This window comes from Kluyvera intermedia (assembly GCF_034424175.1).
Lineage (GTDB): Bacteria > Pseudomonadota > Gammaproteobacteria > Enterobacterales > Enterobacteriaceae > Kluyvera > Kluyvera intermedia.
Map to the genome: position 1 here is coordinate 173,781 of NZ_CP139986.1, position 16,005 is coordinate 189,785.

The 16,005-nt window shown below is 51.6% G+C and carries 14 protein-coding genes; 7 read left to right on the forward strand and 7 right to left on the reverse strand.

What is annotated here, in order from left to right; genetic code table 11:
- Positions 1–20: 20 nt before the first annotated feature.
- The gene (locus U0026_RS00835; RefSeq protein ID WP_062775802.1) at positions 21–482 is read left to right on the forward strand and encodes a 4Fe-4S dicluster domain-containing protein; all 462 of its coding nucleotides are present in this window, start codon (positions 21–23) and stop codon (positions 480–482) included.
- 45 nt (positions 483–527) lie between these two features.
- On the opposite strand, the gene avtA is transcribed toward U0026_RS00835, so the two are convergent.
- Complete coding sequence (gene avtA / locus U0026_RS00840; protein ID WP_062775800.1) at positions 528–1,781, reverse strand: valine--pyruvate transaminase; 1,254 nt, start codon at positions 1,779–1,781, stop codon at positions 528–530.
- Positions 1,782–1,954: 173 nt separating this feature from the next.
- A complete protein-coding gene (locus U0026_RS00845) occupies positions 1,955–3,991 on the reverse strand; it encodes an alpha-amylase (RefSeq protein WP_062775799.1) in 2,037 nt (678 codons plus the stop codon).
- Between the two features lie 307 nt (positions 3,992–4,298).
- Between U0026_RS00845 and U0026_RS00850 the strand changes: the two genes are divergently transcribed.
- Positions 4,299–5,138, forward strand: coding sequence for a protein bax (locus U0026_RS00850; protein ID WP_073971139.1), 840 nt, complete (start codon positions 4,299–4,301; stop codon positions 5,136–5,138).
- Positions 5,139–5,203: 65 nt separating this feature from the next.
- Here the strand turns inward: U0026_RS00850 and xylR are convergent, their stop codons facing one another.
- The 4 genes from xylR to xylF form a co-directional block, all read right to left on the reverse strand.
- Complete coding sequence (gene xylR, locus U0026_RS00855) at positions 5,204–6,388, reverse strand: D-xylose utilization transcriptional activator XylR (protein WP_062775795.1); 1,185 nt, start codon at positions 6,386–6,388, stop codon at positions 5,204–5,206.
- 70 nt (positions 6,389–6,458) lie between these two features.
- Positions 6,459–7,640 carry a xylose ABC transporter permease XylH gene (xylH, locus tag U0026_RS00860; protein ID WP_062775794.1) on the reverse strand — a complete coding sequence of 394 codons (1,182 nt, stop codon included), beginning with the start codon at positions 7,638–7,640 and terminating at the stop codon, positions 6,459–6,461.
- Positions 7,618–9,159 carry a xylose ABC transporter ATP-binding protein gene (locus tag U0026_RS00865; protein WP_062775792.1) on the reverse strand — a complete coding sequence of 514 codons (1,542 nt, stop codon included), beginning with the start codon at positions 9,157–9,159 and terminating at the stop codon, positions 7,618–7,620. The genes xylH and U0026_RS00865 overlap by 23 nt, the downstream gene beginning before the upstream one ends.
- 83 nt (positions 9,160–9,242) lie before the next feature.
- Positions 9,243–10,235: a D-xylose ABC transporter substrate-binding protein gene (gene xylF, locus U0026_RS00870; protein ID WP_062775790.1), complete on the reverse strand. Its 993-nt coding sequence runs from the start codon at positions 10,233–10,235 to the stop codon at positions 9,243–9,245.
- Between the two features lie 359 nt (positions 10,236–10,594).
- Here xylF and xylA point away from each other — a divergent pair, with 359 nt between their 5' ends.
- The 4 genes from xylA to yiaA all read left to right on the forward strand — a co-directional run bounded on the left by xylA (position 10,595) and on the right by yiaA (position 14,478).
- Positions 10,595–11,917: a xylose isomerase gene (gene xylA / locus U0026_RS00875; protein WP_062775789.1), complete on the forward strand. Its 1,323-nt coding sequence runs from the start codon at positions 10,595–10,597 to the stop codon at positions 11,915–11,917.
- 78 nt (positions 11,918–11,995) lie between these two features.
- The gene (gene xylB / locus U0026_RS00880) at positions 11,996–13,450 is read left to right on the forward strand and encodes a xylulokinase (protein WP_062775787.1); all 1,455 of its coding nucleotides are present in this window, start codon (positions 11,996–11,998) and stop codon (positions 13,448–13,450) included.
- Between the two features lie 167 nt (positions 13,451–13,617).
- A complete protein-coding gene (yiaB, locus tag U0026_RS00885; RefSeq protein ID WP_062775785.1) occupies positions 13,618–13,968 on the forward strand; it encodes an inner membrane protein YiaB in 351 nt (116 codons plus the stop codon).
- 72 nt (positions 13,969–14,040) lie between these two features.
- Positions 14,041–14,478 (forward strand): inner membrane protein YiaA, encoded by a 438-nt coding sequence (gene yiaA / locus U0026_RS00890; RefSeq protein ID WP_062775783.1) that lies wholly within the window; start codon positions 14,041–14,043, stop codon positions 14,476–14,478.
- 35 nt (positions 14,479–14,513) lie between these two features.
- Here yiaA and U0026_RS00895 read toward each other — a convergent pair whose 3' ends face one another.
- Entirely contained in the window at positions 14,514–15,509 is a 996-nt protein-coding gene (locus U0026_RS00895; RefSeq protein ID WP_062775782.1) for an acyltransferase, read from the reverse strand.
- Between the two features lie 169 nt (positions 15,510–15,678).
- On the opposite strand from U0026_RS00895, the gene U0026_RS00900 reads away from it, so the two are divergent.
- Entirely contained in the window at positions 15,679–15,981 is a 303-nt protein-coding gene (locus tag U0026_RS00900) for a YsaB family lipoprotein (RefSeq protein ID WP_174525769.1), read from the forward strand.
- Positions 15,982–16,005: the final 24 nt, after the last annotated feature.

Here is a 16,005-nt window from a genome sequence, read left to right on the forward strand (position 1 = left end):
TGTTCACAACGGAGTGGGGAATGAACCCGTTTATTGTCGCTGATTCCATGAAGTGTATTGGTTGCCGGACGTGTGAGATCGCCTGCGTCGTGGCGCATCAGGAGCAGCAGGCGTGCGCGACGGTGTCGCGCGAGGCGTTTCTTCCTCGTATTCGCGTGGTGAAGGGCGATACGTTTTCGACGGCGGTAGCCTGCCATCAGTGTGAGGATTCACCGTGCGGCAATGTTTGTCCAACGGGGGCGATCTCGCGCAAAGATGGCTCTATTTGTGTCGATCAAACGCGCTGCATTGGCTGCAAGAGTTGTATACTGGCGTGCCCGTTTGGTGCGATGAACGTGGTGGTGCAACAGTCACGTGCGCAGGCGGTAAAATGTGATTTATGCCGTCATCGCGCAGAAGGCCCTGCCTGTGTGGCGGCCTGTCCAACGCAGGCGCTGGCCTGTGTTGATGTTGGGCAAAGCGTGATGCCGATATTCATGTAGGTTGTTAAGGTCAGGCCTGATGAACCAGGCCTGACCGCATCTGAATTAGCGTTTCTCGCTAAAGGCTAACTCAATCTCTTCGGCGAGAATTTTCACACCTGCTTCAATTTTTTCCGGCTCTGGAACATAGTTCATACGCATACATTGATGCGTGTGATCCCAGGGTTTATCCAGGCCCGGGAAGAAGAAGTTGCCGGGAACCATCAGGACGCCGCGTTTTTTCAACCGCTGATACAGTTCCTCAGTGGTAATCGGTAAATCTTTAAACCACAACCACAAGAATATTGCGCCTTCCGGTTTGTGAATCAGGCAGCGATCCTCTGGTAAATACCGGCGAATGGTGGCGATAGTTTCCTGAACACGTTGATAGTAGAAAGGTTTGATAACCGTTTCCGACAGGCGCAGCAGGTCGTTGCGCTTAATCATTTCGCACATGATGGCAGGCCCGATGCCGCCGGGAGCAAGGCTGATAATGCCGTTCATATTGCTGATGGCGGTGATAATTTTCTCGCTGGCAATAATGATCCCGCAGCGCGTGCCCGGTAAGCCAAGCTTAGACAGACTCATACACAGGATGGTATTCGGGTTCCACAGCGGCGTGGCTTCGCTAAAGATAATTCCTGGGAAGGGCACGCCGTAGGCATTGTCGATAACCAGCGGTACGCCATGCTGACGGGCTAAGACATCCAACTTCTTCACTTCGTCATCGGTAATGACGTTACCCGTTGGATTGGTTGGACGAGAAACGCAGATCATCCCGGTATCTTTGCCAATCGGCAGATTGTCGAAATCGACGTGATACTTAAACTGCCCTTCCGGAAGTAATTCAATGTGCGGACGCGTTGAGACGAAAAGATCGTCCTCAAGGCCAGCATCCGCGTAGCCAATGTACTCTGGCGTCAGCGGGAAAAGCACCTTGCGGGTGGTGCCATCAGCGCGACGTCCGGCAAACAGATTAAACAAGTAGAAAAACGCGCTCTGACTGCCATTTGTCAGTGCAATATTCTGTGGGCCAATCTCCCAACCTAATTCATTTCGCAGCATATCGGCGAGGGTGACGAGCAGATCGTTCTTCCCTTGTGGGCCATCATAATTGCATAGCGCTTCAGAGACTTTGCCGCTTTCCAGCATCTGGGCCAGTAGATCCGTGAAGTAAGTATTCATCTCTGGGATCTGCGCCGGGTTGCCGCCGCCGAGCATGATGGCGCCCGGGGTGCGTAAACCATCGTTGAGGTCTTCCATCAGGCGTGCGATGCCTGTATGGCGGGTGAACTTGTCGCCGAAAAGTGAAAATGTCATAGCTAATTTTCTATTGCTTATTTTGTGAAGTGGTTAACGATAACGCCACTCACGATATGGTGCAAATGACCTGGAGGAAGATTATTCAGTGGATAACGCGTGATATTCAATATTGAGTGGTTTTTTATTCTAAAAAAGCCTGCGCATGCGGCGCAGGCTCGATGAAGCATAAATCAGCGGTTACCGGCCCAAACCACCATGACTTTATCCTGTCCATTTTCACGAACAAAACCGTAGCCCTCAGGGAGGGAAAGCGTTGTCTGCTTCCCTGCGCCAATGGCCGGGTGACGGGCGCGGAACTGCCCGAGGGTTTGCCAGTGTGCCACGGTGTCCGCAGCGTGGCCCGTGACATCCTGCCAGTTCATCTGTGAACGCGTACCTTGCAGCGGGTCGGAACCGGTCGGGCCAAAGGGACGATTTGACTCATCGCCGTAGAAAATCTGCACCGCACCGGGGGCTAAAAGTAGTAGTTCAGCCGCGTTGCCACCTTTCTCTCTGAACAGACGGGTATCGTGGGACGACAAATAGCTCAGCACGTTAAAGCTCTGAAGTTTCTCCGCCATCTGTTGCCAGGTGAGATCGATATTGGCCAGGCAGTCGGTGGCTTTCGCCGCTTGATCCTGATAATCGAAGTTGATCATGGCGTCGAAGCCGTGGCGGTAATAATCGCTTTGCATGACGCCATGGCCCCAGGCTTCGCCGGTCATCCAGAACGGTGCATCGTCCAATGCTTTTTGTGGATTGGCCTTTTTCCACGCCGCCAGCGCTTTAATGGACTGCGTTTTTAACTGCTGCCATCCTGCCATTTCCACATGCTTGGCGGTATCCACGCGGAAGCCGTCAATACCGTAGTCCCGTACCCATTGGCTGAGCCAGTGTGTGAGGTAGTCGCGTGGCGTATAACCGTCGATGGCTTTCGCGTGAGTATCCGGCTTGTGGCGATAGAAATTGGGTAGTCCGCTTGGCGTAGTGGATTCCGTTTTCAGGTCAGGGAGGAAGGCCAGCGACATGGTCAAGTCGTCAAAGCCTGGGTTGTCGTAGTCACCGATATCCGTGCGGATCCATGCTTTGCCCCACCAGTTTTCCCACGCAGCTTTGTCGCTGAAATTGATGTAGTCGTTAAAGCTGTGCCAGCTCTGACCGGGGCCGGGTTTCCAGTCGGTCCAGTGCTGGCCTAGCGTTTTGGTTATCTCATCACCTTGCAGATAGAGCGCGCCAAATTGGTACTGTTGCATATCGGCCAGTGTGGCGTAGCCGGTGTGGTTCATCACTACATCAAACAGAATACGGATGCCACGCTGGTGGGCGCCATCAACCAGCGCACGCAGGTCGTCTTCGGTACCCATATTGGCATCAAGTGTGCTCCAGTCCTGAGTGTAGTAGCCGTGATAGGCATAATGTGGGAAATCGCCTTTGGTACCGCCACCGACCCAGCCGTGTATTTGCTCCAGCGGTGAGCTTATCCACAGTGCGTTGACCCCTAGCTGTTGCAGATAGTCGAGCTTGCTGGTGAGTCCTTTAAGATCGCCACCGTGGAAGGTGCCAATTTCCTGCATACCGTCTTTATGGCGGCCATAGCTATTGTCGTTGCGGGTGTCGCCGTTGACGAAACGGTCGGTCAGCACGAAATAGACCGTGGCGTTGTGCCAGTTAAAGGGCGCCGTTTTTTCGGTATCAGCACTTTCCAGCAACAGTAAACCGTTGCTGTGCTCAGCGGGTTGTAAGGTGATTTTTCCCTGGGTGACGATGGCCGTCTGGCCGCTGTAGAAATCGCGGACGTGGCTGCCTTCAGCAAAGGTCTGGCCGACATCCAGCGTCAATGGTTTACCGTCCCAACGCGGACACTGGCGAACGTTAACCTGCTTGGTGCTGCTCTCGGAGGCGCTGTTGACGGCAATAGTCAGCGTAGGCGTGCCGGAGCGGGTATCGACTTCCAGCGTATAGGTACCCTCACGGAACAGTCGCCACTGCGGTGCTTTCCCCTTACACGGTTCCAGAGAGAGCATTTGGTTCAGGCGAATCGCGGAAGAGGGCTGCCAGCACTGTTGGTCAAAATTTAGTCTGAGAGGGCGAGTATCCTTTGTGAGCGTTTTTTGACTAGTGAATTTTCCCGTTCCATCGGCTGAAAAGGCAGGGAAGTCATCAGTCGTCCAGCTTGCTGCGCTCGCGAAAACGGGTATCAGTAACGGAAGGATGGCTGCGAGTTTCATTCCAATATCCTGTGCCAGAAGGTTTTTACTTAGTGTGCCAGCCAGGAGTTGTGCTGTTATCCTCCCCACGCCAGGAGGAGGGAAAGGGCTGAGTGATGGCGGTCAAAAAATGAACTAAAATGAGAGCTGTTCGGCATTTTGTCAGTGTGAATTGCCATATGCTGAATCGCGTCCGGTAGGCCGTTTCAGAATCGGACTATTTCTTAGACGTGCGTTTTTGGGCTATTTTTGCTATAATTTGAGATTAAGCTCTCAATTTTATTAAATAAGAAGGCGTTGGAATGATTGCATCCGACCAGGAGACCTAATGATATCGACTCCCATTCGACGATATGGGGCCGCGATTCTCATGTTACTCATCTGCACATTTTCAGGTGGGGTGTTCGCAAAAACACACACGGTAACAAAGCATCAAAAAGCCTCGGTAACCAAGCATCAAAAAGCTTCGGTAAAAAAGATAAGTTATAAAAAGGCCAGCAGTAAACAAGAGTATTCTCGCAATAGTGTAAAGAGTAGTTCACTTCCTGATTTGCGAAAATACCCTTCCGGAACACCAAGGAAACGCGCGTTTCTCCGGACGGTAATGCCTTATATCACGAGTCAAAATGCTGCCATCACCGCAGATCGTAACTGGTTGGTTTCCAAGCAGTACGAAGGCCGTTGGTCGCCGACTGAGCGTGCGCGTCTGAAAGACATTGCTGCTCGTTATAAAGTCAGCTGGAACGGCAATACGCGTAAAGTGCCATGGAATTCGCTGCTTGAACGTGTCGATATTATCCCAGGTAGCATGGTAGCCACCATGGCTGCGGCAGAAAGCGGTTGGGGTACATCAAAACTGGCGCGTAACAACAACAACCTGTTCGGCATGAAATGCGGTAGAGGTTGTGGCGCAGGTGCAATGAACGGCTATACCCGATTTGATTCGGTGAAAGAGTCAGTGCAGGCGTATGCGAGAAACCTGAATACGCACCCGGCTTACTCCTCATTCCGTAAATCACGCGCACAGCTGCGTAAAACGGATCAGGAAGTCACCGCAACGGCGATGATTCATAAGCTGAAAGGCTATTCGACCAAAGGCTCCAGCTACAACGATTACCTGTTTGCGATGTATCAGGATAATCAGCGTCTGATTGCTGCACATATGTAATGGTTTACTGAATAGTAAAAAAGCCTTCCAGCGATGGAAGGCTTTTTTGTTTGCGACGAGACAGACTAAGCCTGAATCAACGCCTCACTATGCTGCTCGCGGTACTCCTTCGGCGTAGTGTCATACTCTTTCTTAAACACCGAATAAAAATACTGTAGCGACGGGTAGCCGCACATCTGTGAGATTTCATTTATTGATAGCGATGTCGAGACCAGCAGGCTGCGCGCTTTCTCGAGCTTCTCGCTGTGGATCACGGCGTGGATGGTTTCACCCACTTCCTCTTTGAAACGTTTCTCAAGGTTAGAACGGGAAATGCCAACCGAATCCAGCACCTGCTCAACCTTAATCCCCTTACAGGCATTATTGCGGATATAGTGCATGGCCTGAATGACCGCCGGGTCGTTTAACGAACGGTAATCCGTTGAGCGGCGTTCCATTACGCGCATCGGTGGCACCAACACGCGCTGGAGCGGTAATGCTTCGTTGTCGAGCAGTCGCTGCATCAACTTCGCCGCCTGGTAGCCCATCTGCCTTGCGCCTTGGGCAACCGACGAGAGAGCCACGCGGGAGAGATAGCGGGTAAGTTCTTCATTATCAATCCCAATGACGCATAGCTTCTCTGGCACCGGAATATGCAGATGCTCGCAGGCCTGTAGCACATGGCGTGCTCGGGAGTCAGTTACTGCGATAATGCCCGTTTGCGGTGGCAACGTTTGCAGCCAGTCGGCCAGTCGATTCTGTGCATGCTGCCAGTTTTCCGGTGCAGTTTGCTGACCCTGGTAAATCACCCCACGGTACTTCTCTTTAGCAACAATTTGGCTAAATGCGTATTCACGCTCCTCAGCCCAGCGGTTACCGCTGGTGGAAGGCAGGCCATAGAATGCAAAGCGATGAACCCCTTTTTCCTTCAAATGCAAAAAGGCGCTTTCAACCAGCGCGTAGTTATCGGTCGCAATGTAATGGACTGGGGGATACTGTTCCTGCCGATGGTAGGAGCCGCCAACGCCGACAATAGGCACGTCAACATCGGTGAGTAAGGCTTCTATTGTTGGGTCATCGTAGTCGGCGATAACGCCGTCGCCGAGCCATTCTTTGATGTTCTCAATACGTGCGCGGAAATCTTCTTCAATGAAGATATCCCACTCGGATTGTGACGCCTGTAAGTATTCGCCCACCCCTTCAACCACCTGGCGGTCAAAAGCTTTGTTGGCATTAAATAACAGCGTGACACGATGACGTTTTCCAAACATGGTTCAGGGTTCCTCGTGAATCATGAGGGGTGTTGCCAAAGGGGTCTCTGGCAACACCACGGTCTGGCAATTACGCGCGCCGTTTGGTGGCAGAGTCCATCCACACGGCCAGCAGTAAAATCGCACCTTTGACGATATATTGCCAGAAAGTAGGGACGTCCATCATACTCATTCCGTTGTCGAGCGACGCCATAATAAATGCGCCCATGACGGCACCGGCAACGCTACCGACACCGCCTGCCAGGCTGGTGCCGCCGATAACGCATGCGGCGATAGCATCCAGTTCAGCGATATTCCCCGCCGACGGCGATCCTGCCCCCAGGCGGGAGCTGAGGATAAGCCCGGCAATCGCTACCATCAGGCCATTAATGGCAAATACCGCCAGCTTGTTGCGCTCAACGTTAATCCCTGACAGTCGTGCAGCCTCAATATTACCGCCGATGGCGTAGATGCGCCGACCAAATGCGGTGCGCATGGCCATGAACATTCCGCCAAGCATCAGCAGTGTTAATAGCAGGACTGGGGTAGGTACGCCACGATAGTCATTGAGCAGCCAGATTGCGCCTAATACGATAACCGCCGTGAGCGCCTGGCGGCCAACCATGCCCGTTGAGGCGGGTGTGGTGAGCCCCAGCGTCTGACGACGTGCCCGCCCGCGCCACTGCCAGGCGACAAACGCCATCAGCCCAATAGCGCCAAAGGTAAAGCCAATACCGTTAGGCAGATAACTCTGGCCGATTTGCGACATCGCCGCGCTGGTTGGCGAAACCGTGGTGCCGTTAGTGATACCAATCAGGATGCCACGGAAAGCGAGCATCCCGGCAAGGGTGACAATAAACGACGGCACTTTACGGTAGGCGACCCACCATCCATTCCATGCCCCCAGTAGCAGGCCCATGACCAGCGTCACGACGATGGTAAGAGGCAATGGCCAGCCGAACCAGACGTCAAAAATAGCCGCTGCACCGCCCAATAACCCCATCATCGAGCCGACAGACAAATCAATTTCGGCGGAGATAATAACGAACACCATACCGACAGCCAGAATGCCGGTAATCGCGGTTTGACGCAGAAGGTTAGACACATTACGCGCGCTAAGATAGGCGCCGTCAGTGGTCCAGGTGAAGAACAGCATAATCATCACAATGGCGGCGATCATAACGAAAACCTGTAAATTCAATGATTTCAGCCGCAGCATCGGGGTCGGTGCAGGGGCAGCCAGTTTGAGTTCAGACGGATTGTTTTTCGACATGGCGTTCGCTCCTTAAGGCGGCTTCCATCACTTGTTCCTGGGTCAGGTTATGGTTCACCAGGTTGGCTTTGAGTTTTCCTTCGTGCATCACCAGCACGCGGTCGCTCAACCCCAGCACTTCCGGTAATTCAGAGGAGATCACGATGACGGCAATGCCTTGCTGCACCAGTTGGTTGATCAGTTTGTAGATTTCGTATTTCGCGCCGATATCGATGCCGCGGGTGGGTTCGTCGAGGATCAAAATGCGTGGGTTTAGCAGAAGGCAGCGCGCCAGTATCGCCTTCTGCTGATTGCCGCCGCTCAGGCGCCCAATGGCGAGATCCGGCGAAGATGTTTTTACCTTCAGACGCTGGATGGACTGCAAAATACACTGCTGCTCTTTGGCATCGTCGAGGCTGCTTAGGGCGCCGCTAAAGTCGCTCAGTGCGGCGAGCGTAATGTTTTTACCCACCGCCATCACCGGCACGATTCCGTCTTTTTTACGGTCTTCTGGCACCATCGCGATACCGTGAGCGATGGCTTGCTGGCAGTTGTGGATATTGACCTGATGACCATCAATAAAGATTTTGCCTTCCCATCGGCCGCGCCAGACACCAAACAGGCACTGTACCGCCTCGGTTCGCCCTGCGCCGACCAGCCCGGCGATGCCGAGAATCTCCCCGCGCTTGAGGCTAAATGAGATGTCGTTAACGCGCTTGATGTGGCGGTTTACGGGATGCCAGGCGGTGAGATTTTCTACCCGTAGGATCTCGTCACCGGCAGTATGGGGTTCATTCGGATAAAGTGCGGTCAGTTCGCGTCCGACCATCATGGTGATGATGTCATCTTCGCTCATGCTGCTGGCATCACGGGTACCGATATGCTGACCGTCGCGAATCACGCAGATGGTGTCGGAAATAGCTTTCACTTCGTTGAGTTTGTGCGAGATATAGACGCAGGCGATACCGTGGTTTTGCAGGTCGCGAATAATATCCAGCAGAATGGCGGTTTCCTGCTCGGTGAGCGATGCGGTGGGTTCATCCAGAATCAACAGGCGCACTTGTTTATTAAGTGCTTTGGCGATTTCCACCAATTGCTGCTGGCCGAGCCCTAAATCGCCCACCCGGGTATCCGGTGAAATGGCTAGGTTGACCTGGGCCAGTAGCTTCTGGCAGCGCAGCGTCATGGTGTCGTAATCGAGTACGCCGTGACGGCTGATTTCAGTGCCGAGGAAGATATTCTCCAGCACGGTCAGATGCTTCACCAGCGCCAGCTCCTGGTGAATAATGGCGATACCCTTGCGTTCGGTATCGCGAATATGGCTGGGTTGTAGGGTCTCCCCGGCAAAAATAATCTCACCGTCATAACTGCCATGAGGATAAATACCGCATAGCACCTTCATTAAGGTCGATTTGCCAGAACCGTTCTCACCGCAGAGCGAAACGACCTCGCCTGGGTTTAATCTTAAGCTGACATTATCGATAGCCTTAACCACCCCGAAGGTTTTGGTAATGCTCTTCATTTCGAGTAAATACGGCATATATGCTTGTGCTCCGCGTAAGCCTGGTTGTCGACACCATCTCAACAGCCAAGCCGCCCCAGCGTTGTGCCGGGGCATGCCATTTAGAGTTCGCTTTTCTTATGGAAACCATCTTTTACGACGGTCTCGTCAATATTGGTTTTATTGACTTCAATCGGGGTAAGCAGGCGGGATGGAACGTCTTTCAGACCATTATTCAACGTGGCATCAGCCTTGGGTTGCTGCCCATTGCCTAGCTCGACGGCAATTTCGGCGGCACTGTTTGCCAGCAGGGTGATCGGCTTATACACGGTCATGGTCTGCGTACCGTTGATGATGCGTTTGATACCTGCCAGGTCAGCATCCTGACCGGAAATCGCCACTTTACCTGCCAGGCCTTGTGCGCTCAACGCCTGGATAGCACCGCCTGCGGTGGCGTCGTTTGAGGCAACAACGGCATCCACTTTGTTATTGTTAGCTGTCAGCGCATTCTCCATAATCTTCAATGCGTTTTCCGGCAGCCAGCCGTCAACCCATTGATCGCCAACAACCTTAATTTTGCCGTCATCAATATACGGTTTTAATACTTTCATCTGACCGGCGCGGAAAAGTTTGGCATTATTATCAACCGGCGAACCACCCATCAGGAAATAATTTCCTTGAGGAACCTGATTAACTAAACTTTGGGCCTGCATTTCGCCGACCTTTTCGTTATCGAAAGAAATATAAAAATCGATATCTGCGTTATTAATCATACGGTCATAGGCTAATACTTTAATGCCTTCTTGTTTGGCCTCTTTAATTACATTGCTAAGTACCTGACCGTTATAAGGAATAATAACCAGAACATCGACGCCACGGTTGATCATATTTTCAATCTGCGACATTTGCGTCTCTTCGTTGCCGTTTGCTGATTGGACGAAGACTTTTGCGCCCAGTTGCTCGGCTTTATTCACAAAGATATCGCGGTCTTTTTGCCAGCGTTCAAGGCGCAGATCATCAATAGCCATGCCGATTTTTACTTCTTTGGCGCTGCTTGCCATGCTGGTCAGGAGTAATGACGCACAGAGTGTGAGGCAAAGGTTCTTTATCTTCATAATCGTAATGCCTTCTGTAGGGGTAAGGTGGTGAGATTGGCGATAAAAGAAACAGAGATGACTTAACACGCAGCAAATTTTTAACATGTTAATCGTGGCTGGCAATTACAGATTTTTATCTTCCCATTACGATATTTGGTTTAATTGCTAAATTTTGACCGCGATCTGATTTTAAAATTATCAAATGCAAGAATTACCGAGTTAAAGGAAGCGAGATCCCTATTTATTTTGCGAGCCAGCGCACATTTGTGGATTCTCTTAATACCAGTGTGAAATAACGTAATTGAGCAACGGCAATTCAGAATTCAGTATGACAACACGAAGTCTTCCTCGTCGCCTGTCAGATTATGGAGTTCATTATGCAAGCTTATTTCGACCAACTGGATCGTGTTCGTTTCGAAGGCCCGAAAACCGAAAACCCGCTGGCTTTCCGTCACTACAATCCAGATGAATTAGTTCTGGGCAAACGTATGGAAGACCACCTGCGCTTTGCTGCCTGCTACTGGCACACCTTCTGCTGGAACGGTGCAGACATGTTCGGTATCGGTTCATTTGACCGTCCATGGCAGCAGCCGGGTGAAGCCATCGAACGTGCGAAACGTAAAGCTGACGTTGCGTTTGAATTCTTCCACAAGCTGAATGTTCCATACTACTGCTTCCATGACATTGACGTGTCTCCGGAAGGCGCAAACCTGAAAGAGTATCTGAACAACTTTGCGCAGATGGTTGATGTGCTGGCAGAAAAACAGCAACAGAGCGGCGTGAAACTGCTGTGGGGTACCGCAAACTGTTTCACTAACCCACGTTACGGCGCGGGTGCGGCAACCAACCCGGATCCAGAAGTATTCGGCATGGCAGCGACTCAGGTATTCACTGCGATGAATGCCACCCATAAACTGGGCGGCGAAAACTATGTGTTGTGGGGCGGCCGTGAAGGTTATGAAACCCTGCTGAACACTGACCTGCGTCAGGAGCGTGAGCAGATTGGCCGCTTCATGCAGATGGTGGTTGAGCACAAACACAAAATTGGCTTCCAGGGCACCCTGCTTATCGAACCAAAACCACAGGAACCGACTAAGCACCAGTACGACTATGATGCGTCAACGGTGTATGGCTTCTTAAAACAGTTCGGTCTGGAAAAAGAGATCAAACTGAACATCGAAGCGAACCACGCAACGCTGGCAGGCCACTCTTTCCATCACGAAATTGCTACTGCGATTGCGCTGGGCCTGTTTGGCTCCGTGGATGCCAACCGTGGCGACCCGCAGTTGGGTTGGGATACCGACCAGTTCCCGAACAGCGTAGAAGAAAACTCGCTGGTGATGTATGAAATCCTCAAAGCGGGTGGCTTCACTACCGGCGGTATGAACTTTGACGCCAAAGTGCGTCGCCAGAGCACCGACAAATATGACTTGTTCTACGGTCACATTGGCGCAATGGACACTATGGCACTGTCACTGAAAGTGGCGGCTCGCATGATTGAGGGCGGCGAGCTGGATAAACGTGTGGCAAAACGCTATGCAGGCTGGAACGGTGAGCTGGGTCAGCAGATTCTGAAAGGTCAGATGTCACTGCAGGATCTGGCGAAGTACGCCGAGCAGAATCAGCTGGCGCCGCAGCACCATAGCGGCCATCAGGAACTGCTGGAAGGGTTGGTTAACCACTACCTGTTCGACAAGTAAGCCTTGAGTTTTGCAGGATAAACAATGCCCGGAAGCGTAAGCTTGCCGGGCATCGTACTCATTAAAGGAGCAGTCGCGATGTATATCGGCATAGATCTCGGAACGTCTGGCGTAAAGGCGATCCTGCTTGATGAGCAGGGCACCGTGCTGGCCTCGCACACGGAAAAATTGACGGTTTCTCGTCCACATCCTCTTTGGTCGGAACAGGATCCTGAGCAGTGGTGGCAGGCGACAGACCTTGCCATGAAAGGGCTGGGTCAACAGCATAGTCTACAGGGTGTCAAAGCGCTGGGCATTGCCGGGCAGATGCACGGTGCGACGCTGCTGGACAAACAGCAGCACGTGCTGCGTCCGGCAATTTTGTGGAATGATGGTCGCTGTGCGCAAGAATGCCAATTGCTGGAAGAGCGGGTGAAAAACTCGCGTCAGATTACCGGTAACCTGATGATGCCAGGCTTCACTGCGCCGAAACTGCTGTGGGTGCAGCGACATGAAGAAGAGATCTTCCGCCAGATTGATAAAGTTCTGTTACCGAAAGATTATTTGCGATTGCGTATGACGGGCGATTTTGCCAGCGATATGTCGGACGCGGCAGGTACGATGTGGATGGATGTGGCGAAGCGTGATTGGAGTGATGAGATGCTCGCGGCCACTGGTCTGACTCGCGACAACATGCCTGCGTTGTATGAAGGCTGCGACATTACTGGACATCTGCTGGCATCGGTCGCCAAAGCGTGGAATATGCCAGCGGTGCCAGTTGTCGCCGGTGGCGGCGATAATGCTGCGGGCGCCGTTGGCGTCGGAATGGCGGACGCCGGACAGGCGATGCTGTCGCTGGGCACGTCGGGCGTCTATTTTGCGGTGAGCGAAGGCTTCTTGAGTAAACCTGAAAGTGCAGTGCATAGCTTCTGTCATGCTCTACCTGGCCGCTGGCATTTGATGTCGGTGATGCTGAGTGCGGCATCTTGTCTGGATTGGGCGGCGAAGCTTACCGGGTTGGCGACCGTTCCGGCGCTGATTGCCGCAGCAGAAACGGCAGATGTTAACGCCGGTGTGGTGTGGTTCTTACCGTATCTTTCTGGCGAACGCACACCGCACAACAACCCAGAGGCCAAAGGCGTCTTCTTCGGTCTTACCCATCAACATGGTCCAGCCGAGCTAGCACGTGCCGTGTTGGAAGGTGTAGGTTTTGCGCTGGCGGATGGTATGGACGTGGTTCACGCCTGCGGAGTTGAACCGAAAAGCATCACGCTTATCGGTGGGGGCGCGCGTAGCGCTTACTGGCGACAAATGCTGGCGGATATCTGCGGCAAGCAACTGGATTACCGTACCGGTGGTGACGTTGGCCCTGCGTTGGGCGCCGCACGTCTGGCACAGTTGGCTATCTGCAAAGATAAAACGTATGCGGAATTGCTGCCACAGCTTGCGCTGGAGCAAGAGCATCACCCTGATGCCGAACGCTTCGCATACTATGCGCCAAAACGTGAAACCTTCCGCCAAATCTATCAGCAATTACTGCCGTTAATGTCTTGATGAGAAATGCCTCCTGATGTCAGGAGGCATTTCTTTAAAGAATTCAATCTGCGAAATAATAATAATTAAGTATGATTTTATTCTGAAATTTCCCTCTTAAGATGACATTTCTGTGTCGTCTTTCTCCGGTTCCCCATAAGGTATTTTGGGTGGATAAGGAGATCCAAATGAAAGTATCAGTATTCACTTCCTGGTTGTTACTCATTGCCGGCATATTGATTTATGCCATTGGGTTATGGCGCGCATGCCCGTTATTGAGTGGAAAAGGCTATTTTCTTGGTGTGCTTATGACCGGTATGTTTGTCACTTATGTTTATCTGCGCGAAGAAAGCATTGGGCGGGTGGATGAACGTTTTGCATCCGTATGTCAGATGGTGGCCCTGGTAACGGTTGGGCTGTTATTCGTGGGGGTGGTCAACGCGCCATTATCGCTGATTGAACGGATGGTTTACCCCGTCGCATTCTTTTTGTCCTTATATGGGCAAGTCTCGTTGTCTCGTTTATCAAAAAAAGAATAGTCAGCGAAAAAGTATAGAGCTGATTAATCGATGATTTTTTCTCAGTTTTACTCAATGGAAAGAGGTAATGAGATGGAAAGTAAAATGTCAATGTACTCACCTGCATTTAGTATCGTGTCATGGATTGCACTCGTTGGTGGTGTGGTGACCTATCTGCTAGGATTGTGGAATGCAGATATGCTATTGAATGAAAAAGGATATTATTTCGCAGTGTTAATATTGGGCCTTTTCTCTGCGGCATCATATCAAAAAACGGTACGCGACAAATATGAAGGTATTCCGACGACTAATATTTATTATATGACTTGCCTTAGCGTTTTTATTATTGCTGTCGCACTTCTGCTGGTAGGGCTGTGGAATGCCACATTGTTATTGAGTGAAAAAGGTTTTTACGGTCTGGCTTTCTTCCTGAGCCTATTTGGCGCGGTGGCGGTTCAGAAAAATATCCGTGATAGCGGTGCTGGGCGAGTACATGATACCGACGCGGTTGATGAGGGGCTCTCAGAATAAATGCCTGCGCCCGGCTTGCTGCCGGGCGTGTCACTTTAGCTCACCAGCCGGCGCGTATCCACACGCTGTAGAGCGATGGAAAGCAGCAGGCTGCCCGCGAGCGTGGTAGAAAACACCCAGAGAATATCCAGCGCAGGCCAGCTTTTCATATCGATGTTCCAGCTGCGCAGCACATAGATAATAAACGCATGGAAACCATAAATTCCTAGCGAATGACGTGAAATCAACGACAGTCCCGGAAGAACACGGTGGTTTAACGTGTTTTTCACCACAATGAATAATGCTGCCGCGCAGATAAATACCATCGGCCCGCAGTAGACATACCAGGTGTCGGCAAAGTTACCGCGCCACTGCAGTTCATGCAGCGTGCCGCGTGAAATTGCCCATACAGCGCCGACAAATAGCAAGCCACAAATCCATGTCAGCGCTTTTTTACCGGTCTCCATCATTCCCAGTGCTCGTCCGAGTAATCCATAAAGCACGTAATAGAAGGTATCACCGTTGATGTAGAGATTAATCGGCAACCATTTTGCACCCTGGCTGCTAAGTGAAACGGTATTCGGGTTGGCGACGATACCAATCACCACCATCAGTGCCAGCAGCATTTTGCCGCTGATGGCTTTTACCTCTATCAACGGAGAAACCAGATAAATAACGATGATGGCGAAGAAAAACCACAAATGATAGAAAACCGGCTTCTGCAGCAGGTTTCTTAATGAGTTTTCCACATTGATGTGGGTAAAGGTCGCAATGAACATGAGCGCTAGCACACTGTAAAACAGTAAACACAGGGCGATGCGCAGGAAATGCCGAGGCTGTGCGCTGCGTGGGCCAAAGAACAGGTAGCCTGAAATCATAAAGAACAGCGGTACGCTGACGCGGGAAGCTGAGTTGAGTATGTTAGCGAAGTCCCAGTTTAATGGGCTGATATCATGTGGATGCGTCACAAACCAGGTGGTAGTGTGGATCATCACTACCATCAAACAGGCAATTGCGCGTAAATTGTCTATCCAGTTAATCTTTTCTTGCATCAGATGCCCTTTTCTCCGCTATAAATAGATTCTGACCCGTCGCTTACGGCGCTATTGCACTGGAAAGTTCTGAGTTTTCCACCCCAGGCTTGTAGAGTCGTGGAGAGATTCGGACAATACGAAAGTGTGAAAGAGTACAGCCAAAAATAACTGCCTGGAAATAGAAATAATGATGAAGCCTCTTCTCCCCCTGCTGGTGTTGCTGGTGCTGGCTGGGTGTTCAACGGTGGAGCCGCCTGTTGAACAGAAAACACAGAGTGCCAGAGTGAATCCTGCACTCTCGCTCGGCATGGAACAACTGTGCAAGGATAGTGCAGCACAGCGATATAACACGGCTGCCCAGAAAATTGACGTTACGGGCTTCGAGCGATTCCAGGGCAGCTACGAGCTGCGTGGTTATACTGCGCAAAATGAAAGTTTTGTCTGCTCTTTCGATGCGGATGGCAGCTTTTTACACCTATCCATGCGCTAAGACAGGCGCGAATGCAGTAAAATT

Excerpts from the sequence above, each read along its gene's own strand:
- U0026_RS00845 (WP_062775799.1), bottom strand. The coding sequence starts at position 3,991 with ATGAAACTCGCAGCCATCCTTCCGTTACTGATACCCGTTTTCGCGAGC.
- U0026_RS00850 (WP_073971139.1), top strand. The coding sequence starts at position 4,299 with ATGATATCGACTCCCATTCGACGATATGGGGCCGCGATTCTCATGTTA.
- xylF (WP_062775790.1), bottom strand. The coding sequence starts at position 10,235 with ATGAAGATAAAGAACCTTTGCCTCACACTCTGTGCGTCATTACTCCTG.
- xylA (WP_062775789.1), top strand. The coding sequence starts at position 10,595 with ATGCAAGCTTATTTCGACCAACTGGATCGTGTTCGTTTCGAAGGCCCG.
- xylB (WP_062775787.1), top strand. The coding sequence starts at position 11,996 with ATGTATATCGGCATAGATCTCGGAACGTCTGGCGTAAAGGCGATCCTG.
- xylR (WP_062775795.1), bottom strand. The coding sequence starts at position 6,388 with ATGTTTGGAAAACGTCATCGTGTCACGCTGTTATTTAATGCCAACAAA.
- U0026_RS00835 (WP_062775802.1), top strand. The coding sequence starts at position 21 with ATGAACCCGTTTATTGTCGCTGATTCCATGAAGTGTATTGGTTGCCGG.
- U0026_RS00865 (WP_062775792.1), bottom strand. The coding sequence starts at position 9,159 with ATGCCGTATTTACTCGAAATGAAGAGCATTACCAAAACCTTCGGGGTG.
- avtA (WP_062775800.1), bottom strand. The coding sequence starts at position 1,781 with ATGACATTTTCACTTTTCGGCGACAAGTTCACCCGCCATACAGGCATC.
- U0026_RS00900 (WP_174525769.1), top strand. The coding sequence starts at position 15,679 with ATGATGAAGCCTCTTCTCCCCCTGCTGGTGTTGCTGGTGCTGGCTGGG.
- yiaA (WP_062775783.1), top strand. The coding sequence starts at position 14,041 with ATGGAAAGTAAAATGTCAATGTACTCACCTGCATTTAGTATCGTGTCA.
- yiaB (WP_062775785.1), top strand. The coding sequence starts at position 13,618 with ATGAAAGTATCAGTATTCACTTCCTGGTTGTTACTCATTGCCGGCATA.
- xylH (WP_062775794.1), bottom strand. The coding sequence starts at position 7,640 with ATGTCGAAAAACAATCCGTCTGAACTCAAACTGGCTGCCCCTGCACCG.
- U0026_RS00895 (WP_062775782.1), bottom strand. The coding sequence starts at position 15,509 with ATGCAAGAAAAGATTAACTGGATAGACAATTTACGCGCAATTGCCTGT.